Source organism: Variovorax sp. Sphag1AA (assembly GCF_014192575.1).
In the GTDB taxonomy this organism is placed as follows: Bacteria; Pseudomonadota; Gammaproteobacteria; order Burkholderiales; family Burkholderiaceae_C; genus Variovorax.
The window spans coordinates 241272-266123 of sequence record NZ_JACHYC010000003.1 but is presented as its reverse complement, the minus strand read 5'-3'; the positions used below and the strand labels follow the sequence as shown (position 1 = coordinate 266123).

27 protein-coding genes are annotated in these 24852 nt (G+C 65.9%); 19 read left to right on the top strand and 8 right to left on the bottom strand.

Annotated elements, in window-relative coordinates; translation table 11 throughout:
• Window positions 1-8 precede the first annotated feature (8 nt).
• The 15 genes from FHW64_RS13105 to FHW64_RS13035 all read left to right on the top strand — a co-directional run bounded on the left by FHW64_RS13105 (window position 9) and on the right by FHW64_RS13035 (window position 14626).
• The gene (locus FHW64_RS13105; protein ID WP_184526775.1) at window positions 9-794 is read left to right on the top strand and encodes a cyclase family protein; all 786 of its coding nucleotides are present in this window, start codon (window positions 9-11) and stop codon (window positions 792-794) included.
• 2 nt (window positions 795-796) lie between these two features.
• Entirely contained in the window at window positions 797-1783 is a 987-nt protein-coding gene (locus FHW64_RS13100; protein WP_184526773.1) for an NAD-dependent epimerase/dehydratase family protein, read from the top strand.
• A 66-nt stretch (window positions 1784-1849) separates the two neighbouring features.
• Entirely contained in the window at window positions 1850-2836 is a 987-nt protein-coding gene (locus FHW64_RS13095; protein ID WP_184526772.1) for a tripartite tricarboxylate transporter substrate binding protein, read from the top strand.
• Window positions 2829-3617 carry an SDR family NAD(P)-dependent oxidoreductase gene (locus FHW64_RS13090; RefSeq protein WP_184526770.1) on the top strand — a complete coding sequence of 263 codons (789 nt, stop codon included), beginning with the start codon at window positions 2829-2831 and terminating at the stop codon, window positions 3615-3617. Before FHW64_RS13095 ends, FHW64_RS13090 begins: the two co-directional genes overlap by 8 nt.
• A 101-nt stretch (window positions 3618-3718) precedes the next feature.
• Complete coding sequence (locus FHW64_RS13085) at window positions 3719-4906, top strand: S9 family peptidase (RefSeq protein WP_184526768.1); 1188 nt, start codon at window positions 3719-3721, stop codon at window positions 4904-4906.
• Window positions 4903-5874: a tripartite tricarboxylate transporter substrate binding protein gene (locus FHW64_RS13080; RefSeq protein ID WP_184526766.1), complete on the top strand. Its 972-nt coding sequence runs from the start codon at window positions 4903-4905 to the stop codon at window positions 5872-5874. The genes FHW64_RS13085 and FHW64_RS13080 overlap by 4 nt, the downstream gene beginning before the upstream one ends.
• Before the next feature lie 27 nt (window positions 5875-5901).
• Window positions 5902-6879 (top strand): tripartite tricarboxylate transporter substrate binding protein, encoded by a 978-nt coding sequence (locus tag FHW64_RS13075; RefSeq protein WP_184526764.1) that lies wholly within the window; start codon window positions 5902-5904, stop codon window positions 6877-6879.
• A 52-nt stretch (window positions 6880-6931) separates the two neighbouring features.
• Window positions 6932-7522 carry a cupin domain-containing protein gene (locus FHW64_RS13070; protein ID WP_184526762.1) on the top strand — a complete coding sequence of 197 codons (591 nt, stop codon included), beginning with the start codon at window positions 6932-6934 and terminating at the stop codon, window positions 7520-7522.
• A 165-nt stretch (window positions 7523-7687) separates the two neighbouring features.
• Window positions 7688-8020 carry a PRC-barrel domain-containing protein gene (locus tag FHW64_RS13065; RefSeq protein WP_184526761.1) on the top strand — a complete coding sequence of 111 codons (333 nt, stop codon included), beginning with the start codon at window positions 7688-7690 and terminating at the stop codon, window positions 8018-8020.
• A gap of 38 nt (window positions 8021-8058) precedes the next feature.
• Window positions 8059-8916, top strand: coding sequence for a PIG-L deacetylase family protein (locus FHW64_RS13060; RefSeq protein ID WP_184526759.1), 858 nt, complete (start codon window positions 8059-8061; stop codon window positions 8914-8916).
• Window positions 8917-8959: 43 nt separating this feature from the next.
• Entirely contained in the window at window positions 8960-9640 is a 681-nt protein-coding gene (locus tag FHW64_RS13055; RefSeq protein WP_184526757.1) for a glycosyltransferase family 2 protein, read from the top strand.
• Window positions 9637-10650 carry an acyl-CoA dehydrogenase gene (locus FHW64_RS13050; protein ID WP_260303794.1) on the top strand — a complete coding sequence of 338 codons (1014 nt, stop codon included), beginning with the start codon at window positions 9637-9639 and terminating at the stop codon, window positions 10648-10650. The genes FHW64_RS13055 and FHW64_RS13050 overlap by 4 nt, the downstream gene beginning before the upstream one ends.
• Window positions 10651-10658: 8 nt before the next feature.
• A complete protein-coding gene (locus FHW64_RS13045) occupies window positions 10659-11270 on the top strand; it encodes a bifunctional 2-polyprenyl-6-hydroxyphenol methylase/3-demethylubiquinol 3-O-methyltransferase UbiG (RefSeq protein WP_184526755.1) in 612 nt (203 codons plus the stop codon).
• A gap of 120 nt (window positions 11271-11390) precedes the next feature.
• Complete coding sequence (locus tag FHW64_RS13040) at window positions 11391-12440, top strand: glycosyltransferase family 4 protein (protein WP_184526753.1); 1050 nt, start codon at window positions 11391-11393, stop codon at window positions 12438-12440.
• Between the two features lie 14 nt (window positions 12441-12454).
• Entirely contained in the window at window positions 12455-14626 is a 2172-nt protein-coding gene (locus FHW64_RS13035) for an amylo-alpha-1,6-glucosidase (protein ID WP_260303793.1), read from the top strand.
• Between the two features lie 17 nt (window positions 14627-14643).
• On the opposite strand, the gene FHW64_RS13030 is transcribed toward FHW64_RS13035, so the two are convergent.
• Window positions 14644-14823 carry a DUF3606 domain-containing protein gene (locus tag FHW64_RS13030; protein ID WP_184526751.1) on the bottom strand — a complete coding sequence of 60 codons (180 nt, stop codon included), beginning with the start codon at window positions 14821-14823 and terminating at the stop codon, window positions 14644-14646.
• A 269-nt stretch (window positions 14824-15092) separates the two neighbouring features.
• Window positions 15093-15887, bottom strand: a complete 795-nt coding sequence (locus tag FHW64_RS13025; RefSeq protein ID WP_184526749.1) for a 2-keto-4-pentenoate hydratase — start codon at window positions 15885-15887, stop codon at window positions 15093-15095.
• 145 nt (window positions 15888-16032) lie between these two features.
• Between FHW64_RS13025 and FHW64_RS13020 the strand changes: the two genes are divergently transcribed.
• Complete coding sequence (locus FHW64_RS13020) at window positions 16033-16323, top strand: DUF1330 domain-containing protein (protein ID WP_184526747.1); 291 nt, start codon at window positions 16033-16035, stop codon at window positions 16321-16323.
• A 23-nt stretch (window positions 16324-16346) separates the two neighbouring features.
• On the opposite strand, the gene tkt is transcribed toward FHW64_RS13020, so the two are convergent.
• Together tkt and FHW64_RS13010 are read right to left on the bottom strand one after the other, a co-directional pair.
• Window positions 16347-18401, bottom strand: a complete 2055-nt coding sequence (gene tkt, locus FHW64_RS13015) for a transketolase (RefSeq protein WP_184526745.1) — start codon at window positions 18399-18401, stop codon at window positions 16347-16349.
• Window positions 18398-19093 (bottom strand): HAD family hydrolase, encoded by a 696-nt coding sequence (locus tag FHW64_RS13010; protein ID WP_184526743.1) that lies wholly within the window; start codon window positions 19091-19093, stop codon window positions 18398-18400. Before FHW64_RS13010 ends, tkt begins: the two co-directional genes overlap by 4 nt.
• Before the next feature lie 128 nt (window positions 19094-19221).
• Between FHW64_RS13010 and FHW64_RS13005 the strand changes: the two genes are divergently transcribed.
• Window positions 19222-19449, top strand: coding sequence for a hypothetical protein (locus FHW64_RS13005; protein ID WP_184526741.1), 228 nt, complete (start codon window positions 19222-19224; stop codon window positions 19447-19449).
• 6 nt (window positions 19450-19455) lie between these two features.
• On the opposite strand, the gene FHW64_RS13000 is transcribed toward FHW64_RS13005, so the two are convergent.
• Window positions 19456-19926, bottom strand: a complete 471-nt coding sequence (locus FHW64_RS13000; RefSeq protein ID WP_184526739.1) for a cupin domain-containing protein — start codon at window positions 19924-19926, stop codon at window positions 19456-19458.
• A 93-nt stretch (window positions 19927-20019) separates the two neighbouring features.
• Complete coding sequence (locus FHW64_RS12995; protein WP_184526737.1) at window positions 20020-20952, bottom strand: LysR family transcriptional regulator; 933 nt, start codon at window positions 20950-20952, stop codon at window positions 20020-20022.
• A 92-nt stretch (window positions 20953-21044) separates the two neighbouring features.
• On the opposite strand from FHW64_RS12995, the gene FHW64_RS12990 reads away from it, so the two are divergent.
• The gene (locus FHW64_RS12990; protein WP_184526735.1) at window positions 21045-22019 is read left to right on the top strand and encodes a tripartite tricarboxylate transporter substrate binding protein; all 975 of its coding nucleotides are present in this window, start codon (window positions 21045-21047) and stop codon (window positions 22017-22019) included.
• A 37-nt stretch (window positions 22020-22056) separates the two neighbouring features.
• A complete protein-coding gene (locus tag FHW64_RS12985) occupies window positions 22057-22983 on the top strand; it encodes an amidohydrolase family protein (protein WP_184526733.1) in 927 nt (308 codons plus the stop codon).
• 13 nt (window positions 22984-22996) lie between these two features.
• Here the strand turns inward: FHW64_RS12985 and FHW64_RS12980 are convergent, their stop codons facing one another.
• On the bottom strand, window positions 22997-23725 hold the full coding sequence (locus FHW64_RS12980; RefSeq protein ID WP_184526731.1) for an alpha/beta hydrolase: 729 nt from the start codon (window positions 23723-23725) through the stop codon (window positions 22997-22999).
• A gap of 105 nt (window positions 23726-23830) precedes the next feature.
• Window positions 23831-24817, bottom strand: coding sequence for a helix-turn-helix domain-containing protein (locus FHW64_RS12975; protein ID WP_184526729.1), 987 nt, complete (start codon window positions 24815-24817; stop codon window positions 23831-23833).
• Window positions 24818-24852 lie beyond the last annotated feature (35 nt).

Here is a 24852-nt window from a genome sequence, read left to right as displayed (position 1 = left end):
ACAGCAAGATGCCCCGCTTCGTCGACCTGTCGATCTATCTGGAGAACGACGTTCCCTCCGACCCGCCGCCGCTCGCACCGAAGATCACCTACCAGACGCACGGCGAGACCGTGCAGGAGTTCATGCAGCTCATACCGGGCACGCGGGCCGAGGACTACCCGGACGGCGAGGCCGCGGCCGCCGAGTGGGTGAGCCTGTCCACGCACAACGGGACGCACCTCGATGCGCCCTACCACTTCCACTCGACGCAGGATGCGAAGCTGGGCGGCAGCCGCCCCTCGATCACCATCGACGAGGTGCCGCTGGACTGGTGCTTCCGCCCGGGCGTGAAGCTGGACTTCCGGCACCTGCCGGATGGCTACGTCGCCACGGCGGCGGACGTCGAGGCGGAGCTGGTGCGCATCGGTCACGTGCTGCGTCCGATGGACATCGTGGTGGTGAACACGCGCGCCGGCGAGCGCTACGGCCACGGGGACTACCTCTCGGCGGGCTGCGGCATGGGCTACGAGGCCACCATGTATCTCCTCGAGCGGGGCGTGCGCCTCACGGGGACCGACGCCTGGAGCTGGGACGCACCCTTCAGCTACACCGCCCAGCGCATCGCGCAGACAGGCGACGTGTCGCTCATCTGGGAGGGCCACAAGGCCGGGCGCGACATTGGCTACTGCCACCTGGAGAAGCTGCACAACCTGGAATCGCTGCCCGGCGACGGCTTCACCATCTGCTGCTTCCCGCACAAGATCCGCGGCGCTTCGGCCGGCTGGACGCGCGCGGTCGCGATCTTCGAGGACTGAACATGCGCGTGCTGGTGACTGGCGCCGGTGGCTTCATCGGCGCGACCCTCTTGCGCCTGCTGGCTGCGCGGCCGCGGATCGGCCAACGGCCTATCGAGCGGCTGGCGGCCTGCGATCAGCGATTGGCCGTGCTCCCCGCCGGCGTCGTCGGTATCGAAGGAGACCTGGGCCATGCGCAGTTGCAGGAGCGCCTCGCTGAGTTCGCGCCCGATGTGTGCTTCCATCTGGCCGCGGTGCCCGGCGGTGCCGCGGAAGCAGATCCTGCGCTCAGCCGCCGGGTGAACCTCGATGCAAGCCTGGACCTCTTCGACACGCTCGCAGCGGTGAAGCGCGGGGTGGGCGAGCCTCCGCCAGTGGTGGTCTATGCCAGCACCATCGCGGTCTACGACCATCCGCTGCCAGACCTCGTCAATGCCGCTACGCCTGCGCGCCCGCCCATGACCTACGGCGCGCACAAGCTGGCTTGCGAAATCGTGCTGGCCGACCACACACGCCGCGGCAGCCTCGACGGCCGCTCGCTGCGGCTGCCGGGCATCGTGGCGCGCCCTCGCACGCCGTCCGGCCTGGTCTCGGCCTTCATGAGCGACGTCATGCATGCGCTCAAGGTGAACGAGGAATTCACTTGTCCGGTTGGGCCCGAGGCCACCGCCTGGTGGATGTCAGCGCGGCGCTGTGCGCAGAACCTGGTGCACGCGGCGGCGATGGATGCGGCCGGCGACGCTGGCCGTTCCTGGGTGCTGCCGGTGCTGCGCCTGTCGATGGCCGAGCTCGTGCACACCCTCTCGACGGTGTATGGCGTGAACGGCGAGCGCCTCGTGCGCTATGCGCCCCAGCCTGCCGTGGAGGCCGTGTTCGGCCGCTACCCGCTGCTGGACGACGGTGCGGCGCGCGCCATAGGCCTGCGCGACGACGTCACGCCTTCGGCGCTGGTGCGGCGCGCACTGGAGCCCGATTACGAAGCTGCGGCAGAAGAGGAAGGCTGGCGATGACTGGCGCTTCTCTATCTGCGGCCTATCCGATTCCTCCTTATCTCCTTACTTAGAGACTTGACCACCATGAATTCAACTCGACGCTCTCTGCTGTGCACGGCCGCTGCGCTGCCGCTCGCGTCCCTCGCAACCCGGGCCGGTGCGCAGGCGGCGCCATTTCCGACGCGCCCCATCACCTGGGTCGTGCCCTACCCGGCAGGCGGCTTCGGCGATGCGCTGTCGCGCATGCTCGCGCAAAAGCTTTCGGCCAGCCTCAAGCAGCCCGTGGTGGTCGACAACCGACCCGGGGCCGGCGGCCAGATTGGCGCGAACCATGTGAAGCAGCAGCCTGCGGATGGCTACACCCTCTTCTACGGTGACCTGGGCCCGTTCTCCATGAACGCGGGGCTGTATCCGAAGCTCAGCTACGACACGCTCAAGGACTTCATGCCGCTGACGCGGCTGCTGGTCTCGCCCACGTTGCTGATCGTGCCGGCCAACAGCCGGCTGAAGACCTGGCAGGACCTGATCGAGGCGGCACGCTCCGGGCAGGGCCTGAACTACGGTTCCTACGGCATGGGCAGCCAGCCACACATCTGGATGGAGATGCTCCGTCGCGAGATCAAGGGCAACCTCACCCACGTGGCCTACAAGGGCGGCGCCCCGGCGGTGCAGGACCTCATGGCCGGCCACATCGACCTGCTGCTGGACGTGACACCGAGCAGCATCCCGCTGGTGCGGGAGAACAAGGCCCGGGCGTTGACTGTGGTGGGCAGCGAGCGCCGGCTGCCGCAACTGCCGGAGGTACCCACCATCGGCGAGCTGGGCATGCCTTCGCTGAACGTGCCGGGCTGGACCGGCGTCGTGGTGAAGGCCGGCACACCCGAGCCCATCGCCAACCTGCTGCATGACGAACTGGTCAAGGCGGTGCAATCACCGGAGGTCGTGCAGCGCTACACCGACCTGGGCCTCTTGGTGGCGCCGAGTTCGCGTGCCGAGTTCACCGAACTGATCCGCGCGGAAACAGCCCGCTGGGGCAAGGTGATCCGCGAGGTCGGGGTCCAGCTTGACTGACGCCGCAGGCCCCTCCCTCTTCGGCCTGCATGGCCAGGTTGCCCTGGTCACGGGGGCGTCCGGCGGGTTGGGCCAGGCGATAGCTCAGGTCTTCGCAAGCCAGGGCGCAGACCTGGTGCTGTCCGACCGGCCCGGGAGCGACTTGGAAGCACTCGCCACGCAATGCCGGGCGTGGGGCGTGCGCGTGCAGACCGTGACGGCCGATCTGTCCGACGCCAGAGACGCTGCGGACACCGGACCGCGCGCCATCGAGGCATTCGGCCGCATCGACACCGTGGTCTGCAATGCCGGGATGCAAGGTCCGGCGGGGCCGCTGCTCGACGTGGACCGCGACGACTGGGATCGGGTCTTCCAGGTCAACCTCGCCAGTGCCCATGCGCTGTGTGCCGCGCTGGTGCCCGGCATGGCCGCGCGCGGGCGCGGCTGCGTCATCCTGATGGCCAGCATCGCCGCGTTGCGCGGCAACCGCGCGATCGGCCTGTACGGCCTCACCAAGGCGGCGCTGTCGCAGATGGCGCGCAATCTCGCGGTCGAATGGGGGCCGCGCGGGGTGCGTGTCAACGCCGTTGCGCCGGGGCTGATCCGCACGCCGCTGTCGCAGGGACTGCTGGTCGACGAAGCCTTCATGGCCAAACGCCTTGCCATGACACCGCTGCGGCGGGTCGGCGAGCCGCACGAGGTGGCCGGCGTTGCCGCGATGCTCGCCTCGCCGGCCGGCGGCTTCATCACAGGACAGACGCTGGTGGTCGACGGCGGCACGCTGGTGTCGGACGGCGGCTGAAGCAGGTATGGCGCGGGCGCATACCTCGCATCGAGAAGAACCATTCGTCACGCAGCACACGCACCCCTAGCATCGACGCCGCTGGATGAGACAGGAGACAAATGTTCAAGTACTTCCCAACCAACTACGTCTGGAATCTTTCGGTCGACCTCGCCATCGAGATGGGCGCGCGCATCGGCGAGATCGAGACCATGTGCGCTCCGCTGCAGGAAGCCGCGCGCCAGCCCGACGCCGCGGCCTCGGCCGCCTTTCGAGAAAGCTGGGAGCGCATGGCCGACCAGCTGTGCGAGCTCGCGCAAGAGGACGAGGCTAGTGGCCGGCTCATCTCCGCCGGCGACAAGCTGGGGCGCGCCGCCACCTACCTGATGACCGCTGAGCGCCTGCAGGCGCACGGCGCACCCGGACGCGAGGCGCTCTACAGGCGCTTTCTCGACACCTTCGAGCGCGGCGTGCGGCTGGCCAACGAGAACTGCGAGCGCGTCGAGATTCCCTACGGCGACACACACCTGGCCGGGCTCTATGTTCGCGCCGAAGGCATCGCGCCCGGCACGCGCGCGCCCGTCCTGGTGCAGCTCAACGGCCTGGACTCGACCAAGGAGATGAAGTACCGGGTCGGGCTGCCGCGCTGGCTGGCGCAACGTGGCGTGGCTTCGCTGCTCATCGATCAGCCTGGCACCGGCGAGGCCCTGCGCCTGCACGGGCTCACCGCGCGTTTCGACAGCGAGCACTGGGCCAGTCGCGTGGTCGACTGGCTGGAGGCCCGCGCGGACATCGACCCTGCGCGCATCGGATGCGAGGGCGTTTCGCTGGGCGGCTACTACTGCCCGCGCGCGGTGGCCATGGAGCCTCGCTTCGCCTGCGGCGTGGTCTGGGGTGCGAACCACGATTGGCGCGACGTACAGAAACGGCGCCTCGAAAAGGAAGGCAGCTTTCCGGTCCCGCACTACTGGTCGCATGTGTGCTGGGTCTGGGGTGCCAAGGATGTCGATGACTTCATGCGCATCGCCGAGAACGTGCACCTGGATGGCGTGGTCGAGAAGATCCGCGTGCCTTTCCTCGTGACGCACGGCGAGAAGGACTCGCAGATCCCTCTCAAGTGGGCCCAGCGCACCTTCGATCAGCTGGTGAACAGCCCGAAGCGGGAGCTGAAGGTGTTTACCGACCGGGAAGGCGGTGCCCAGCATTCCAGTTTCGACAACTCTGCCAACGCCGGTGCCTACATCGCCGACTGGGTGGCGGAAACACTCGGCGGGCGCACCGCGTTCCCCGGCACGGAGACACACGCATGAGCACTCGCAGATCGTTCCTGGCCACTGCGGCGCTGGCGCCCCTGGCCGCTAGTCAGGCATGGGCCGATGGCGCCTTTCCGCAACGTCCCATCAAGCTGGTCGTACCCAACCCGCCGGGCGGCCCGTCCGACATCGTGGCGCGCTTCCTGGCCGAGTCGATGCGCGCCGAGCTGGGCCAACCGCTGGTCATCGACAACCGGCCGGGCGCGGCCGGACTGATCGGCAGCGCTGCCGTCGCCAACGCACCAGCGGACGGCTACACGGTGCTGGTGACTTCGCGGTCGAACCACATCGTCGCGCCCCTGGTCCAGCAAGGCGCGCAAGTGGATCCGCCGCGCGACCTGGCGCCAGTGGGGTTGGCGCTGCGCGCCGTCGGCATCTTCGCGACGCCGGGCAAGTCGCCTTGGCACAGCCTGCGCGAGTTCATCGCGCAGGCAAAGTCGCAGCCTGGAAAACTGTTCTATGGCAGCGCCGGCATCGGGGCGACCAACCACATCGCCATCGAGCAGTTCAAGTCGCTGGCGGGCATCGACCTGGTCCATGTTCCCTATAAGGGCTCGGGGCCGCTGATCACCGGGCTGATGGCTGGTGAGGTGCAGCTGGCGCTTCTCGACTTCTCGTCTGCCCAACCGGGGCTCAAGGGCGGGACCATCGTGCCGCTGGTGCAGACTGCATCCAGGCGGCTCACCTCGATGAGCGAGGTACCGACGCTGGCCGAGTCCGGCTTTGCCCGCTATGACCCGTCGTTCTGGATTGGCCTGGCCGCGCCGCGCGGCACGCCGCCCGAAGTCATCGCCCGCCTCAACAAGGCACTGGACAAGGCGCTTGCAGACACGCAGATGAAAGCCCGTGCCCAGGTCAACGGCTGGGAACTCGTGGGCGGTGCACCGCAGGTTCTCGAAGCCACCATCCGCCAGGACATGGCGGACTTCCCACCACTCGTGCGGCGCCTGGACCTCAAGGCCTGAAAGAAACAAAGATACGGAGACCCACCCATGACATCGAAGAACATCACGCGGCGAGGCGCGCTGGGCATGACCGGCGCACTGCTCGCCGCCGCAACGCTGCCCGTCGGCGCACAGGCGGCCTACCCTTCCCGGCCGGTGAAGCTGATCGTTCCCTTCCCGGCCGGTACCTCGCCGGATGTGATCGCGCGCCTGTGGGGCGAGGAGTTCACCAAGGCGACGGGCCAGGCGGTCGTGGTGGAGAACCGCCCCGGCGCCAGCACCATCATCGCCGCGCAGTCGGCAGCCAATGCCGCGCCGGACGGCTACACCCTGCTCTGGACGGTGAACAACACCTTCTCGATCAATCCCTATGTCTACAAGAAGCTCCCCTACAAGGCGGAAGACTTCGTCCCGGTGACGCGCATCCTGTCGGTGCCCTATGTGCTGGTCACCTCGACCGATTCGAAGTTCCATTCGCTGCAGGACCTGATCCGCGAGGCCAAGGCACGGCCGGACGCGCTGACCTATGCAAGCGCCGGCATCGGCCAAGGCACCCACGTGGCCATGGCCAGGTTGCTGGGCCAGGCAGGCATATCGATGACCCACGTGCCCTACAAGGACTACTTCCTGCCGGATGTGATTGCACAGCGCATCGACGTCGCCTTCGACGCGAGTACCGGCGCCATTCCGCAGGTGAAAGCCGGAAAGGTGCGGGCGCTGGGCGTGTCGAGCCCGAAGCGCATCGACGGCCTGCCGGACGTACCGGCCATCGCCGAAGTCGTGCCCGGCTTCGTCGGCGACTCCTGGCACGGCATCTTCGCCCCCAAGCGCACGCCCGAGCCGGTGCTGGCGAGTCTGCTCGCGCAGTCGCAGAAGATCGTGGCCCAGCCGGCATTCCGCGCCAAACTCGACGGCTACGGGCTCACGCCGATCGGCGAGCCGCCGGAAGCCTTCCGGCGCTTCCTGGACGAAGACGCCCGCGCGTGGGCCAAGGTGGTGAAGGACAACAACATCACCGCCGAATAGACGGCCCCGATAGACGGCCCCACCAGCCATACGAAAGTAAAGGAGACGACAGATGAGCCTTCCTCCCATCCATCGCGTTGTGACTGGCCATGACGGCCAGGGCCGCGCAGTCGTGGCAACCGACGGCCCGCTTGCCACCGTCGTCGAGCTCAAGGGCATCGAAGGCGTGGTGTTCCACGAGGTGTGGGCCACCACAGGCACGCCCGCTGTGATCGACAACGGGCCGGATCCGACTCCCGGTCCGCTGATGCTGCCGCCGCCGCGGAACGGCACGCGCATCCGCTTCGTCGACATTCCGCCAGACACCCCGGAGCTGCTTGCGCGAAGCGCGGCTGATATGAAAGCCGGCTTCCTGGAAATCGGCGACGCAGGCGCCTCGACCGCCGGAGACTCCGCACCCCACCCGCTGATGCACAAGACCGAGACGGTGGACTACGGCGTCGTGATCGAGGGAGAGCTGACGCTGGTGCTGGACAAGGGCGAAGTCGCGCTCAAGCCAGGCAGCGTGGTGGTGCAGCGCGGGACAAACCATGCCTGGGCCAACCGCTCTGGCAGGCCCTGCAGGATGCTGTTTGTGCTCGTTGACGGGGTGTATGCCGGGGAAACCAAACCGAAGATGCCGGCTCACTCTGACCCGCACTAACAACTTCAAGCCCCGCAAGGAACTTCTTGTCGCGCCCCCTCGGCGAATGGCCTACATCAGAACGGACATGACACCTATGCAGACTCGCCGTTGCCCAAACAAGCATGGATCGCTGGGCTTTGCAGTCGAGCCGGTAGTCCCAGCCATGCCGGCGTGGAGACTTTCATGGCTTCTGATGTCATTTCTTCCGAGCGGGTCGAAGGCACCAACGTCTACAACGTATCGGGCGACAAGCTCGGCAGCATCGACGATCTGATGATCGACAAACTGTCCGGCCAGGTGCGCTATGCCGCGCTGGAGTTCGGCGGCTTCCTGGGCATTGGCGCCGACCGTTACCCTGTCCCCTGGAGCATGCTCAAGTACGACACGGCGTTGGACGGATACGTCGTGCCCCTGGACAAGGCCCAGCTCGAAGGCGCGCCGCGCTACGCCAACGATGCTGTGCCCGACTACGACGACACCTACCGCTCGAACGTCGACAAGTACTACGGCCTCTGACGCCCGCGCGTGGGAACCCCGACCCGCAGAGGGTCCGCATGAAAGCGTCCCGTCTGGCCGAACCCGTCATCCGCCCGGGAGGAACCTCCGAGGAATCCTGGGCCGGGTGGGCCGGCCTCGCGAGGCTGCGGCAGGTGGACACCGAAACGCTGGTGCCCGCCAATGCACGCGTGGTGGTCGTTGCACCCCATCCCGATGATGAAGTGCTGATGATCGGCGGCCTTCTCGTGCAACTGGTGCGCAAGGGCATCCCGGTGCGCGTGATCGCGGTGACCGATGGCGCCGCGAGTCATCGCGGCTCATCCGAGTGGACGCCTAGGCGTCTTCAGCAGATGCGGCCCCTGGAGAGCCGCGCCGCACTGCGATGCCTCGGCATCACCGAGCCACCGCTGCGCCTCAGGCTGGACGATGGCGGACTCGCAAAGCAGCAGGGGCGACTCGCCGAACGACTCTGCGGGCTCATCGACCGGCGCGATGTCGTGTTCACCACGTGGCGCCGCGACGGACATCCGGATCACGAAGCAACCGCACGTGCCTGCGCGAGCGCGACACGGCGGCGCTGCGCACGACTTGTCGAAGTACCCGTATGGGCATGGAACTGGGCCGATCCGGGCGATCCCCGCCTGCCCTGGCGCGATGCCTTCCGCCTGCCGCTCGACGCCGATGCGAGACGACGCAAATGCTTTGCGATGCAGGCCTACCAGAGCCAGATCGTCCCCGACCGCTCAACCGGTGCGGGCCCCGTGCTCGACGCCGTCATGCTGCAACGCGCGGCGCGGCCCTTCGAGGTGATCTTTGCCGGCGAGGACCTGGCGCGTTCCATGTCGACTGTCAGCACGGCATGCCGCGGCCTCCTACTTCACCCAACGGGCACCGCCGACAGAAGGCGCGCATAGCGGACCGTACTTTTTGCCGAACTTGAAGGAACGGAGCGGACTCATGATCGGCATCGTCATCCCGGCCCACAACGAAGAACAACTGATCACGGCCGCGGTCGATGCGGCCATGAAGGCAGCAAGACATGACCGATTGAGGGGTGAGGCAGCAGAAGTGCTCGTAGTGCTCGACAGTTGCCACGATGCGACCGGCATCCTCGCGGCGCAACATGGCGCACGCACGTTGCCCCTTGGCGGACGCAACGTGGGCTTCGCACGCGCGGCGGGCGCGGCGGCACTTCTGGCCCTGGGCGCGCGATGGCTGTCCTTTACCGATGCCGACAGCGAAGTGTCGGACACGTGGGTCGCGGAACAGCTCTCGCTCGATGCGGATGCCGTGTGCGGCACCGTCAGCGTCGAGGACTGGTCCTGCCACGGCGATGCAGCCTCCTGGCTGGCGTCGCACTTCCATGCGACCTACCGCGACACCGACGGGCATTGCCATGTGCACGGCGCCAACCTCGGTGTTTCAGCCGCGGCGTATCGGCGCGCTGGCGGTTTCCGTCATCTGCGTTGCGGCGAAGACAGGCACCTGGTGCACGACCTCGCCGCGAGCGGAGCCCATATCGCATGGAGTGCACGGCCCCGCGTCCTCACCAGCGCACGGCGCGACGTGCGGGCGAAGGGTGGCTTTGGAAGCACGCTTGCAGAAGTGGCCGGTTCCCGTCGTGCCCCTTCGCCATGACCGACGCACGCACGTTCGACGATCCGCTGCCTGCGCTGCGCGAACTGGCACGAGACGACGGTCGCGAACTGACGCTTCGCAAACTCGTCGACGCGGGCATCGCCAGCCTGCCCTTCCCCGCATCCGGCGCCACGCTGGATCGCTGGAGGATGCTCGCCGAAGTCGCGGCGCTCGATCTCTCGCTCGCCAAGCTGTTCGAGGGCCACACGGACGCACTCGCGATCCTCCACGAGCTAGAAGGACCCGCGCCTTCCGAGGGAAGCCTCTGGGGCACATGGTGCGCGGAGCCACCTGACGCACGCTTGCGAATCATCAGCGCCGGCGGCAGCCATGTCAGCCTCTCCGGCCGCAAGGCGTGGTGCTCCGGTGCTGCCGAGGTGACCCACGCGCTTGTCAGCGGATGGACCGACGACGGTCGCCCATGGCTCGCCACCGTTGCGTTGCAGCAGGCCGGTGTGCGGGTGACCGATGACGGCTGGCCTTCCGTCGGCATGGCCGCCAGCAGAAGCGTCGACGTGCTTTTCGACGGGGCGAAAGCAGTGGCAGTCGGAGCGCCAGGCGACTACGTGAACCGCCCCGGCTTCTGGCACGGTGGCGCCGGCATCGCCGCATGCTGGTTCGGCGGTGCGGCCGGCATCGCGCGAGACGTGCGGGAGCGCAATGTCGGCTCGCGCGATCCCCATTTCCATGCGCATCTCGGCGCGATCGAGACCGCGCTTTCCGCCTCCGCCGCGCTGCTCCGCGAAAGCGCCCGCTGGATCGACGCGCATCCATCAGCCGATGCGCACTCGCTCGCACTGACGCTTCGACTTTCGGTGGAGAACGCGGCAAGTGCAGTTGTGACGCATGCCGCACGCGCTCTCGGCGCCGGGCCGCTGTGCCGCGATGCGCGCCTGTCGCGCGCAGTGGCAGATCTGCCGATCTACCTACGCCAGAGCCATGCCGAGCGCGATCTGGAAGCCCTGGGCAAGCTTTTGACGCCATCGACCGCGAGCCCCTGGACGCTCTGAGGTGGTACATGGACAAGCGACAGGCCCGCTTCGAACAGCTCTACGAGAAGGCCGACGACCCCTACCAGTTGAAGACCCGCTGGTACGAGGCACGCAAGCGCGCGATTCTTCTCGCCACACTGCCCCGCCCCCGGTATGCCTGCGCCTTCGAACCCGCATGCGGTATCGGCGAGCTCACGCATGCGCTCGCACTCCGGTGCGACGAACTCATCGCCAGCGATTTCTCGTCGCGGGCACTTCTCATGGCCGTTGAGCGCAATCGGGAGTTCTCACACGTGCGGTTCGAGCGACAGGTGCTGCCGCAGGACTGGCCGCGATCGCCGTGCGGCTACGACCTGATCGTGATCAGCGAAGTCGGCTACTTCCTGGATGAAGAAGAGATGACGGCTGTCGCCCGACATTGCGGCGAAACACTCGAGCCCAGCGGCACGCTGGTGGCCTGCGACTGGCGACCCGCATTCGAGGGACGAACGCTTTCGGCAGATCGCGTGCACGAGATTCTCGGAAGCCTTGCGCTCCCCCGGATCGCACGTTACGAGGACGCCGATTTCCTGCTCACCGTGTGGGCCCGCAGCGGCCTGTCCGTTGCTCAGCAGGAGGGCATCAGGGCACAGACTTGAAAGGCTGTGTGATGGCACTCAGACGGGCGAGACGGCACATCTTCCTCTTGTTTTTCCGCGCGGAACGGGCCTATTTTTTGGAGATCAATTCCCCGTTCGCCTCATTCGCAGGAGACAAAGATGAAGATCGCCCAGGTCTCGCCGCTTTGCGAGGCAGTGCCACCGACTTTCTATGGCGGCACCGAGCGCGTTGTCGCCAACCTCACCAACGCCTTGGTCGACCAAGGCCATGACGTCACCCTCTTCGCGGCCGGTGGCTCGCGCACGCGCGCGAACCTCTTGCCGGTGCGGAAGCAGGCTCTGCGCCTCGATCCGGCGCCGCTCAAATCGGACCTGGCCGCACACCTGCTGCTCATGAGCGAAGTGAGACGTCGCGCCGACGCGTTCGACGTAGTGCACTTTCACATGGACCTGCTGCACTTTCCTTTCTTCGATGACATGCCCGAACGCACACTCACCACGATTCATGGCCGGCTCGATCTGACGGACCTGGCAGAGGCCTACGGCCGGTGGAACGAGTTTCCCCTGGTGTCCATCTCGCAGCAGCAGCGCAAGCCCATACCTTCCGCGAATTGGATCGGTACCGTCTACAACGGTGTTGACGAGGCGCTCTTGCGTCAGCCGACGAGGCCGACGGGCGGCTACCTCGCATTCCTCGGCCGCATCGCGCCCGAGAAGCGGCCGGATCGGGCGATCGACATTGCAGTCCGCGCGGGCCTGCCCCTCAAGATCGCTGCGAAGGTCGATCCGGTCGACCGTGCCTATTTCGAGACCTGCATTCGTCCCCTGCTTCAACATCCGCTCGTGGAGTACCTGGGCGAAGTGAGTGACGATCAGAAGCCCGCGTTTCTAGGCAACGCGCGGGCACTGCTCTTTCCAATCGATTGGCCGGAGCCCTTCGGACTCGTGATGATCGAAGCGATGGCATGCGGCACGCCGGTGATCGCTTGGCGCTGTGGCTCGGTACCCGAAGTGATCGAAGTGGGAGTGAGCGGCCTCATCGTCGACAACGAAGAGGAGGCCGTGGCCGCGGTGAAGCGTGCGGTGCAGTTCGACCGTCGTCGCGTGCGTGCGGCCTTCGAACGCCGGTTCTCCGCCCGTGCGATGGCGACCGCGTATGTCGAGCTCTATCACCGGCTGCTAGCGATGAGCCTGCCCGCGGTCGCTTGAGGAAAGGCGCCGCGATGAGCCAGGGACAAGGAATGACCCAGGAGCCTGCGCTCCAGGGAATCGACACGCAGGAACTCATCGAACGCAGCCCGCAGCGGCTGTTCGTGCTGAAAGAAGGCGACACCTTCCTCGTCGCCGACGTCTACGGCGATGTGACCGGCGCTGCCGACGGCCTGTTCGTGAACGACACGCGCCTGCTTTCGACTTTCCGTCTTCGCTTTGGCGGCCACCGGCCTTCGCTGCTCTCGGGCGGGGTGAGCCAGGACAACGTGTTCTTCGCGGCCCACATGACCAACCAACCCTTGCCGCCGCTTGGAGCTTCGGCGACGCCCGAGGGCGTAGTGCATGTCGAACGGGAGCGTCTGCTGTGGTGCGGCCGCATCTTTGAACGCATCAGCCTGTTCAACTATGGACACGCACCAGTCAGGGCACCGCTCACGATCCACTTCGGCGCCGATTTCCGCGACATGTTCGAGGTGCGCGGACAGCAACGCTCGCAACGCGGTGTGTCGCGGCCCGCAGTGGTCGAGGAACGCACCGCGCAGCTCAGCTATGAAGGACTCGACAAGGTCCTGCGAAGCGTAAGCATCACGTTCTCGGAGGTGCCAGCAAAGCTCGACGAATTCCATGCGGAGTTCCTTGTCGATGTGCCTGATCGCACGCCGTGGGTGCTCTACATGGAGGTCGGGCCTTCGTCCGGCGAACCGCCCGGCCGCATACGTCACCGCGCAGCCGCTTCGTCTGCACGGCGCAGCATGCGCAAGCGGCAACGCCGTGGAGCGCGCACCTATTCGTCGGCCCGCCTCTTCCAGCACTGGATGGACAAGTCGCGCGCCGACCTCGCGCTTTTGACGACCGAACTGCCGACCGGCCCGTACCCGTATGCGGGGATTCCGTGGTTCTCCACCCCCTTCGGGCGCGATGCGATCGTGACCGCATTGCAGACGCTGTGGCTCGACACATCGCTTGCGCACGGCGTCATGTCGTTCCTCGCGCGCAACCAGGCAGTGCAGACCTCCACCTTCCGCGACTCGGAGCCCGGAAAGATCATGCACGAGACGCGCAAGGGCGAGATGGCAGCCGTCGATGAACTGCCCTTCGCCAAGTACTACGGCGGGGTCGACACCACGCCGCTGTTCATCGTGCTCGCAGGCGCCTACGCGGCTCGCATGGGCGGCGCAGACGCGGTCGATGCCTTCTGGCCCGCACTGAACAATGCGGCCCGCTGGATCGAACGCAGCAGCACGGGCAATGCGGACGGCTTCCTCACTTACGCGCGCGGAGAATCCAGCGGACTGGCCAACCAGGGGTGGAAGGACAGCGACGACTCGGTATTCCACGAGGACGGCAGTTCGCCGGAGGGACCGATCGCGCTCATCGAAGTTCAGGGCTACGCCTACCGCGCCTATCTCACGATGGCCGAACTCGCGGCCGCGCGTGAAGAAGATGATGCAGCGGCACATTGGAAGAGCCGCGCTGAAGCCCTGCGCCGCGCAGTCGAGCAGCGCTTCTGGCTGGACGACCTGCAGTTCTACGCGCTCGCGCTCGACGGCACCGGACGGCCTTGCAGAGTTCGCTCTTCGAACGTGGGCCATCTGCTGTACTGTGGCCTGCCCTCACCCAAGCGCGCGCAGTCCGTCATCCGCCAGCTTCTGACGGGCGCCTTCGATTCAGGATGGGGCATCCGCACCCTGCCGCCGGAGGCCGCGCGCTACAACCCGATGTCGTATCACAACGGTTCGGTATGGCCGCATGACGTTGTGCTGTGCGCGGCAGGCATGGCGCGGTATGGCGAACGCGACGGCATCGTGCACCTGATGAGCGGCATGTTCGAGGCAGCCGCTTTCTTCGGCATGCGCCTGCCCGAGCTGTTCTGTGGCTTCAAGCGCGACGCGGGCGAGCCGCCGATCGCTTATCCGGTCGCCTGCCTTCCGCAGGCGTGGGCAGCGGGATCGGTCTTCATGCTGTTGCAGGCCACCCTGGGCCTCCAGGTAGATACCGCACGGATGACGCTCCACGTGAATCAGCCACGCCTGCCGCATGACATCGATCGCCTGCAGGTAAGGCACATGAAGGTTGGCGATCAACTGGTGGATCTCGGCTTCCAGCGGGTGGAGCAGCGCGTAGTGGCCTTCATCGAGAACCAGCACGGCAGCCGCCAGGTCCATCTGTCTGTTCACTACTAGCCCGACTTGCGCCCCAGTCACTTACGCTCGACAAGGTATGCGCGGACCTTCTCGGGTGCGTTGCCGACCGCAGCGACGGCCTTGCGGAGCGTGAGTTCGTCGCAGTCGAGCGTCTCCTTCCAGTACTGCAGTTCGTGCAGCCCGTTGAGAGAGATGTGCTCGGAGTCCAGCTCTGGGCTCTTGAGATCCTCAGTCATGACTTCTCCTGAAGTATTCCGGACCTGCCTTTCCGGCCGCGCGATGGCGCTGTCTCAAGATATTGGCGGCGGGCGCAATGAGAAGTCGATCAGGGCCTCAATCCTTGTCAGCCGCCACCTGCGCGGCAGAGCAAGCCAGACTAGGACGAGAGAAGCAACTGCGCCGCATGGGTTGAATCCGCCGGCTTCACGAGGTGATGACCGAAGCCCATAGCACGCGCACGCAGCACATCGTCGTCCTGCCCCAAACCGGTGAGCGCGATGCGCGCTCAGGTCTGGATCTCGAGCGGCCTGAATGGCGCGTCGAATTCGGCGCGCCACACCTGGCCCGGCTCGATCGGCCAGGCATCGGTCCAGGTGCCGGTCGTCACCACGTCGCCGGCCTGCAGCGCGGGGGCACCGGGGCAGCGCTGCAATTCGCGCACGAAGTGAAGCAGCGCATGCAACGGGCCGTCGAGCACGTTGACGCCGGTCCCCTCCTCTTTGAGCTCATCGCCGCGATGGAGCCGCACATGCGTGCGCGCAAGCAAACGGTCGAGCGCTTCGCCGGATTCGGCGAACGACCGGGCCGGCGTCCTCTGGCCGACCAGGAGCCGTGCATGAAGGGCGCCGTCCATCACCGTCTCCGCTGCGGTGAACTTCCAGTCGGCGCAATGCGACTGGACGATCTCGAAGCCGGGTGCAACCCAGTCGACGCAGGCAAACAGGCTTTCGAGGCTTGCATCGGAAGGCGGCGTCGCCGCGATGCCGAAGACGATCTCCGGTTCGAGCCGCGGCTGGCAAGTGCGCGCCACATTGATGAAGCCGTGTCCGTCGCAGTGCGTGACCGTGGTGTCCCACACCGGCCCCCAGATCGGCGCATAGACGCCGTAGCGCTCCCAGATGGTCCGGTTCGTGAAGCCGATCTTGTAGCCGACCGGACGTTCGCCGCGCGCGATGCGCAAGGCGCGCACCTTCAGGGCTTGCTGGTAGGCGACATCGAGGTCGGTCGGCGCAGGGCTGGTGCCGTCGCGGGGCCATAGCGCCGCGTCGTCATAAGCTTGCAGCAGGGCGTCAGGAGTCATGGGGCTGACGATGGTTCGAAGGAATCAGGCAGTGTTCTTGGCGGGCTTCGGGCTGTCAAGAGTTCGCGGTCGAAGCTTGCCGCGAATCGGGACACGCGGCACAGTTGCACCTTTTCATGTCCGATCACACCGAAGAAGGAATCAGATGCCAAAAGCCTATTGGATATCCACGTATCGCGCAGTCAAAGATGCCGACAAGCTCGCCGCGTATGCGAAGCTGGCCGGCCCCGCACTCACGAGCAATGGCGCGCGCTTCCTGGCGCGTGGCATGCCGTCCAAGGTCTACGAGCTTGGCGTGATGCAACGCACCGTGCTGATCGAATTTGACAGCGTCGAGCAGGCAACCGCCGCGCACGACAGCCCGGCCTACAAGGAAGCACTGGCCGCGCTGGGCGACGGAGCCGACCGGGAGATTCGCATCATCGAAGCGGTTTGAATGGATGCTTCGAGACAGGGGTTTCAGGCAGCGAGAAGCTTCTTCGCTCGCGCGACGACGTTGTCCACCGTGAAGCCATACTTCTCGAGCAGCACTTCTGCCGGGGCTGACGCGCCATATTGGTCGATGCCAAGCATGTCGCCACGTATGCCGACATAGCGATCCCAGCCTTGCCGCACGCCGAGCTCCACCGCGAGGCGAGCGGTGACCTGCGGCGGAAGCACCTCGTCGCGATAACTCTGCGGCTGCATTTCGAACAGATCCCAGCTCGGCATCGACACGCAACGGACCGCGATACCTTCGGCGCCGAGGCGCTCTGCGGCAGCGAGGATGAGGCCGACCTCGGAGCCGCTTGCCATCAGGATCAGCGAAGGCAGCGTTGATCCTGCATCACTGAGGACGTAGGCACCTCGTCGCACGCCTTCAGCGCTCGCGTACCAACTGCGGTCGAGCGTGGCGACGTCCTGCCGCGTCAGCGCCAGCAGCACGGGCCGGTCGCGTGCTTCGACCGCGATCTTCCAAGCAACCGCAGTCTCGTTGGCATCGGCCGGGCGCAGCAACGTCAGGCGAGGGATCGCGCGCAAGCTGGCGAGTTGCTCGATCGGCTGGTGCGTCGGCCCGTCCTCGCCCAAGGCAAGGCTGTCGTGCGTGAAGACATGGACAACGTGCAAGCCCATGAGCGCAGCGAGGCGGATGGGCGGCCGCATGTAGTCGGAGAAGATCAGGAAGGTCGAGCCGTAGCCGATGAACCCACCATGCGCCGCCAAGCCGTTGACGATCGATCCCATCGCGTGTTCGCGAACGCCGAAGTGGATGTTGCGGCCGGCGTAACTCCAGCCGGCACTGTCGGAGCCTTCGCTGTCCCCGTTCGGGGCAAGCATCGGATTGAAGTCGCCCTGCCCTTTCATCGCCGTGTGCGTCGACGGATCGAGGTCAGCCGAGCCGCCCATGAGCGCCGGCAACTTCGGCGCCAGGGCGTTGAGCACCTTGCCGCCGGCCACGCGCGTTGCCATGCCCTTGGCATCGGCGGCAAATACTGGAACGTCCGTATCCCAGCCGCTTGGCAGTTCGCTGCGCATGCGATCCTGCAACTCGCGCGCAAGCTCGGGGAAGGCCTTCCCATACGCCGCCATGCGCTGGTTCCAGTCGGACTCCGCAGCCATGCCGGACGTCAGCACTTCACGGAACCGGGCCAGCGCAGGTTCGGGCAATAGAAACGGCGGCTCGACCGGCCAGCCGAGCGTTTCCTTGGTCTTCTTGACGTTGGCCACGCCAAGGGGCGAACCATGCGCCTTGAAGCTGTCCTGTTCGGGCGAGCCGAAGCCCAGGTGGGTGCGAACGAGGATCAGCGACGGCCTCTCCGTGTCGGCGCTGGCAGTGGCAAGCGCCGCATCGATCGCCTGTACATCGTTGCCGTCATCGACGTTCAACACCTGCCAGCCATAGGCTTCGAAACGCTTGGCGCGATCCTCGGTGAAGGTCATGTCGGTGCCCGCAGAAAGCGTGACCGAGTTGTTGTCGTAGAGGCAGACCAGCTTGCCGAGTTTCAGGTGGCCGGCCAGCGATGCGGCTTCAGAAGCGACACCTTCCATCAGGTCTCCGTCGCTGGCGATCACCCATGTGCGGTGATCGACGATCCGGTGGCCGTCGCGGTTGTAGCGCGCTGCGAGTTGTGTCTCAGCGATGGCCATGCCGATGGCGTTGGCGAGGCCCTGGCCGAGCGGGCCAGTGGTGACTTCGACGCCTGCCGTGTGCCCGTGCTCCGGGTGCCCCGGCGCCTTGCTACCCCACTGCCGAAAGCGCTTGATGTCGTCGATCGACAGGTCGTAGCCGGTCACATGCAGCAAGGCATAGAGCAGCGCCGAGCCGTGTCCGGCTGAGAGTACGAAGCGGTCGCGGTCGGGCCACAGCGGGCTTGAGGGATGGTGCTTCAAGTAGCGCGTCCACAGCACGTAGGCCATCGGTGCGGCACCAAGTGGCAACCCAGGGTGGCCGCTGTTGGCCTGCTGCACCATGTCCACCGAGAGGAAGCGCAGCGTGTCGATGCATTGCTGATCCAGCGAGGCAGGAGCATTCATATCTTCTCCAGAATGGCTTTGAGCCGCGATTCGAAGTCGGGTTCGAGCAGGTCGCCGATGTGGTCGACGCTCATATCGGCGGCAGGATAGCGGGCCAGGTTCGCCGGGTCATGCGCGTAGTGGCCCTGGCGCGGAAAAACAGTGACGAGGCGCTCGCCCAGCACCTCCTTCATCGCCGTCAGAATGCGCTGCTTATCATCGACCATGACGTAGTGGCGCGCCGGATAGCAGCGCTGTACGGCATCGAGCTTCTGCTCTTTGTGGACATAGATCAGGACCCGCCCCTCGACTGCATCCCAGAGGCCGGAGCGCTTCACCTTTCGCGGCTGGAAGACGACGTCGCCGTCCGAGAGGATCACCGTCGTTCCGAGGCGGCCGAGCCGAGCGATGACTTCAAGGGCGCTCGGATAGAGGCGCTCGTGAAACGGGTAGTCGATCAGGAAGGTCGACAACGACAGCAGCCGATAGGCCGTGGCGTCGCTTTCTTCGACATCGGCGCGGTAGCTCTGCAAGGCACCGAGGTAGTCCGTGTAGCCGAGCCGGTCGCGCAGCGCCTCGAAGATCGCCCAGTAGCGATCGAAGCCGGCGACACCGATTTCGCGCTCGAGATGGTCGCGCAGGTCGGCAATGATCCGATCGTTGTCGAGCAGGGTGTTGTCCACATCGAGGAGGAAGACAGGATCGGTGTTCATGGGTCTACGAGTCTCTCGCGTCGCGATATTCCATGTTTGTAAGGCGACCTTGCCGATCGGTCTGTAGGCTTGATGCCTACGTAGCCCGTGCGGACAATGCACCTTTCACCGAAACACCAAGAAACTCCGTGAGTCACTCCTCAGCCTGGCCCGTCAAGATCGTGGCGCTACTGCGCGCCGGCAACCCAACGGCGGCGATCGCCCAGATCAGGGTGGCCCCCAGCGTTCGCGATCTCCGTGCCCTGGAGAAAGCGCTCGCCGCAGCGCAACTATCAGGAAAGTGGGCCAACGTCGATGCAGCCATCAGCGAAAGCCTGCAGGCGCTCTCGGCGCCGCGGCTTCACCGTTCGCCATGAGCCTTTTCAGTTGAGAAACACGGTGTCGTCCGCTGGCTGAGGCGGGATCTTGATGGCGATGGCCTTGACCGGACCGCTGGTCACCACGGTGCCGCCGTGTGCCGTTCCCTTTGGAATCACGATCAAGGTTCCCGGCTTGAAGTCCTTGCGCTCGCCTCCCAGCCACATCGCCCCGCTGCCCTCGATGATGTATTGAATCTCGTCGGTCTTCGGGTGCATGTGCTTTGCCACATTGCCGGACTGGATGCCGATCGTGGCGTTGTCCGTGATCACAAGGCCCTTGGCGTTCATCTCCGGGTTTGACGTGGTCGGCAGATCGCCATGCTTCAGTGCCATCAGGTCGATGACGGCAGGCGTCAGTGGCGCCGACTGCGCGTGCGCCTCGGATATCGCGAGGCGCGCTAACGGCGACATGGCGACGCCCGCAGTGAACGCAACGACAACAGCAAGGCCAAGGGTGGTCGCGGTATAGCGCATGAATGGTCCTTTCTGACGAGCTAGGCTGGCGCAAGGGGAGCGACGGCCGCCGCAAATGTGCGCTCGTTGCGTCGATACCGCAAGAGTTCGTAGCTAACGAGGACTCCGCCGTCGCTGGACGGGCTCGGCACCAAACTCCTGCGCGATCAAGTCGCGCAGCCATTTGCTGCCGGCGTCCTCGCTGAAGCGCCGATGCCAATGCATGCGGATGACGGAGGCGGGCACGGGGACCGGCAGCGCCAGCGTCACAAGACTGCCGTGCCTCGAGAAGGCGTCCGCCAATTGGCCCGGTACGACAGCCAGGAAGTCACCCGCCTCCAGCAATGGCGGGATCATCAGGTACGAAGGGAGCTCGACACATTCGCCGCGGACAAGCCCGTGGCTGGCCAGATAGGCTTCGATTCGATCCTGTACGCCGGACGGCCCCCGCACCACGATCTGGGGCGTTGCCGCAAAGCTGCGCAGCGTCAGCGTCTTGCGCGCGAGCGGATGACCGTCGGCCACCAGCGCAACGTAGACACGATCGAAGAGACGCTGCTGAAACAGCGAATCGGGAAGGTCTGGATAGCTGCCAATGGCCAGATCCACCTGACCCTCAGCCAGAGCAGGCCCGATCTCCGACTGCGTCAAAGTCTTCAGTACCAGCCGGACACGGGGCGCCGCGGTGCGGACGGCACGAACGACCCGGGGCCACAACACGTAGGCCCCAACGTCCGAATGCGCAATCCGAAACTCGCTCTTCGCGGTTCTTGGATCGAAGGTCGAGCTTTGCAGGATGCGATCGCGCACACGCTCGAGGATCTCTGCAACAGGCTCACTCAACGCACTGGCTCGCGATGTCGGACGAAGGCCCCTTCCAGTCCGGACGAACAACTCATCGCCAAGGAGTTCGCGCAGCCGCCGCAGCGCCGTACTCAGCGCCGACTGGCTCATGTTCAGCTCCCGCGCGGCCAAGGTCACGCTGCGATGCCGGAGCAGCGCATCCAGCACCGGGAGCAGATTCAGATCGACCGCCCTGATATCCATGGCGTGGATTTTAAAGATGTGCGATCTGCGCTATTCAGGAATTCTTCCTCGACCTACTCTCGGCTCCAGATCTACAAAACGGAGACACGCCAATGTTCAGGCTGATGGGTCGGGCCGCGGTATTCGCTGCCGTCACGATGACGTTCCACGGTGTGGCGCAAGCCCAGGCTCTGGCCTCGAGCACGCCCATGATGATGGTCGTGCCAGCCGCAGCCGGAAGTGCGCCGGACATCGTGGCTCGATTGCTCAGCGACGAGCTGCAGCAGCGCCTCGGGCAGCCCTTCATCGTCGAGAACAAACCCGGCGCGGGCGGCATCATCGCCGTCATGGCGGCCAAGTCCGCGCCCGCTCGTGCGAACACGCTCCTGTTCGTTCACGCGGCGATCGCGACGGTGACGCCCTTGACCTACCGCGCGGCAAAGTTCGACCTGGCCACTGACTTCGAACCCATCGCGATCGTTGCCGACACGCCGATGATGTTTGTCGCGAACCCGGCCAAGGGCCCCAAGTCGCTGGCCGACGCCATCGCCCAGGCCAAGGCCACGCCGGACGGCATTGCACTGGGTAGCACGGCCCGCGGCTCGATTCCTCATCTGGCGGGCGTGCTGCTCGGACAAATGACGGGAACGCAGTTCAACAACGTGGCAATGAATGCCAGCGGCCAGGCGCTGCAGTCGGTCATTGCGGGCGACACGGTGATGTCCGTCGACGGCATCGCGCCCTTGTTGCCAATGGTCAAGGCAGGACGCATCCGCGCATTGGCCGTCACATCCAACAGGGCATTGCCAGGCCTGGAGGGACTTCCCTTGGCCAAGGAGACTGTGCCGGGGTTGGAACTGACGGGCTGGTTCATGCTGCTCGCCAACAAGGGCACGCCCCAGGCACGAATTCAGGAGATCAATTCAGCCGTCAACGCTGCGCTGAAGTCGCCCGACATGGTCAAGAAGCTGCAGAACACCGCCAACTATCCGGTCGGCGGTTCGCCCACGGAGGCTCGTCAGTTTCTTGAGTCCGAAAAGGCCAAGCTGGCCCGCGCAGTAAGGCAAGCCGGCCTGACGCCGGAGTGACCCACCTTTCCACCCCACCCAGTTGAGGATCCCGAACATGACCAAGGGTCGCATTGATACCCACCAGCACATCGTTCCCCCTGCCTACGCCGCCTGGCTCGACCAACAGGGCGTCACCGCCGGCGGCCTTCCCATCCCGAAGTGGAGCGCAAGCGGTGCGCTGGATCTCATGGAAAGCGCAAGGATCGAGACCGGCATCCTGTCCGTGTCCACGCCTGGCGTGCATCTCGGCAACGATGGAGCGGCCCGAAGCATGGCGCGCTCGGTCAACGAGTTCGCTGCGGATGTCGTTCGGCAGCATCCAGGCCGATTCGGATTCTTTGCGACCCTGACGCTGCCCGACGTCGATGGCGCGTTGGCGGAAGCCGCCTATGCCCTGGATGTCCTGGGCGCTGATGGGGTGGTGCTGCTCACCAACGTCCGGGGCGTCTACCTTGGAGACGCATCGATCGAACCGCTGATGGAAGAGCTCGAGCGAAGGAAGACCGTCGTATTCGTCCATCCCTCCGAACTGCCTGCGCCTGCGGTGCCGGGCATACCTCCCTTTGCGGCCGACTTCCTGCTCGACACGACTCGCGCTGGGATCAACATGGCAAAGCGAGGCTGGCTGGAGCGCTATCCCGACGTGAAGATCATCCTCTCGCACGGGGGCGGCTTCATTCCCTATGCAGCGGAGCGGATCGCACGGATGTGTTCGGCCGACGGCGACTCCGCCCGGGGCATCGAGAACCTGCGCCGCTTCTACTTCGACACCGCGCTGGCGAGCAGCCCCTATGCGCTGCCATCCTTGCTTGCCTTCGCGGACCCGAGCCACATCTTCTTCGGCAGCGACTGGCCCTATGCGCCCAAGGAGCGCTCCTTGCACTTTGCCGGTCTGCTCGACAAGTTCGAACTCGCAGCCGATCTGCGGATGAAGATCGACCGCGGCAATGCCGAGCGCGTGTTCCGTCGCCTGGCGGGCTGAAGCCCACCCACACTCAATCTCGCCCAGCCGCCAGAATCGCCTGGGCCAGCACCGACGGATTGCTGAACCACATCTCGTGGCTCCCGTCGCATTCAACCAGCCGGAAAAGCCCCAGTCGTTCCGACAGCCTGGGATGCCAGGGCAGTCCATGCGGCATCGCGGTGTCCTGCCGGCAGTTCACGTAGGACTTGCCCAGCGCCAGCGCTGCCAGTGGACCGCGCAGCTGGATCTTTTCCGTGAACGTGCGATAGGGATGCGGGTTGAGCTTGCCGTAGCTGCTTTTGGCCAGCGCCAGGTCCGCGTCGTTGATGAAAGCCTCCCGCCAGACTTCGAAGGGCAGCGTCACGGCGTTGCCGTTCGCTTCGGCCACAGCGTCGAACAAAGTGACGTAGTGCGGCGGCACGAGGTCATTCAGGCATTGACCATCGAGCGGGACGAATGCGTTCACGTAGACCAGTCGCCGCAGGCGTTCGGGCGCGCGATCCGCGGCACCCGAGATGACCATGCCGCCATAGCTATGCCCGACCAGTCGCACGTCGCGCAGGTCCTGCTCCTGCAAGAAGCTCACCAGCGATTCGATGGCGCCCGACAGGTCCGACGTGGCGCGGTCGTCTCCGGGCCTGTTGCCAGCCAGGGTGGGACAGTGCACCGTGTGGCCTGCCTCCCGCATGTGGGCCGCCGTGGCTTCCAGTTCATTGCCTGTGTGCCAGGCCCCGTGGACAAGGACATAGGTGTCCGACATTGCAGTCTCCTTCGTTGGAAATCGAAGACTGCAATCTAGAAGGGCATCGGGCGACCGCGTGGCCGCCGCGTGCCATGCCCGTGGCCGCTTCGCGCCACGCGCTGGTCACTTCTGAGCCTTGCGGCGGAGCTGTGCGGGCGTGGCACCCAGGTGCAATCGACATGCGCGCACGAAGTGCGACGCGTCGAGCAGCCCCACGCGCCGGCCGATCTCGGCCACGGTGAGCCGGTCGAAGCGCGGGTCGGACAGCAGGCGCGCGGCCACGGTCATCCGGCAGCCCATCAGGTGTTGTGCGAATGTCATGCCCTCTTCGGCCAGGCAGCGGTGCAAGGTCCGCGGCGAAATGCCGAGGGATGTGGCGACGGCGCTGGCCGTCAACCCGGGCTGCGCATGCTGCTCCCGGACGCGGTCAAGGATGCGCTGTCGCAGCGACGCAAGAGCATTGCCCCGTGCGTCTGGCGTTGGCCCACCACCCATCGCGAGCGCCATCAGCGCGCCCAACTGATCCATGAGCACGCTCGATGGCAGCGGCGGCGCCGCCGCCAACTCCGGTGTGAGTTCGCGGGCGAATGCGCTCAGCACTGCACCCCAGCCGGCGCTACCGTCGATCCGCCGGCACAACGCGGCCTGAACGTCGGGAAGCCACGCAGCCAGCCAATCGGGATGCAGTTGCAGCGACACGGTGTTTGCCGAAGTCGGAAAGTGAAACTCATAGCGCTGCGTGGAGTCCACGAGCACCAGGTCACCCGGCAACAGGCGGGCGCTCCGCTGCTCCTGGACCGCCGTCCAGGCCGAGTCGCTCTTGCAGAGCAGGTAGAGGTAGTTGTCGCGGCTGCGCGCGATGGCCGCGCGCGTTCGGTAGACGTCCTGCGCGCTGCCGCGCACCCGGTTGACGGCGACGTTGCCCCACGAGACAGATTCCAGGCTTGAATCAAAGGCCGTCGCCGAGGGACTGGTGGCATCCATTTCCAGGAAGCCTTCGCAGATTGCGCCTACCCAATAGTCCAGTCTCTGTCCGGGCGCGACGGCGTCTGTCGACCAGCGCCGTATGCAGGCGCTCGCCGCAGGGGACTGGGTTTGGATGGCGGGCATGGGAGCAAGTGTGGGGGCGGTGAAGGTGCAGGCGC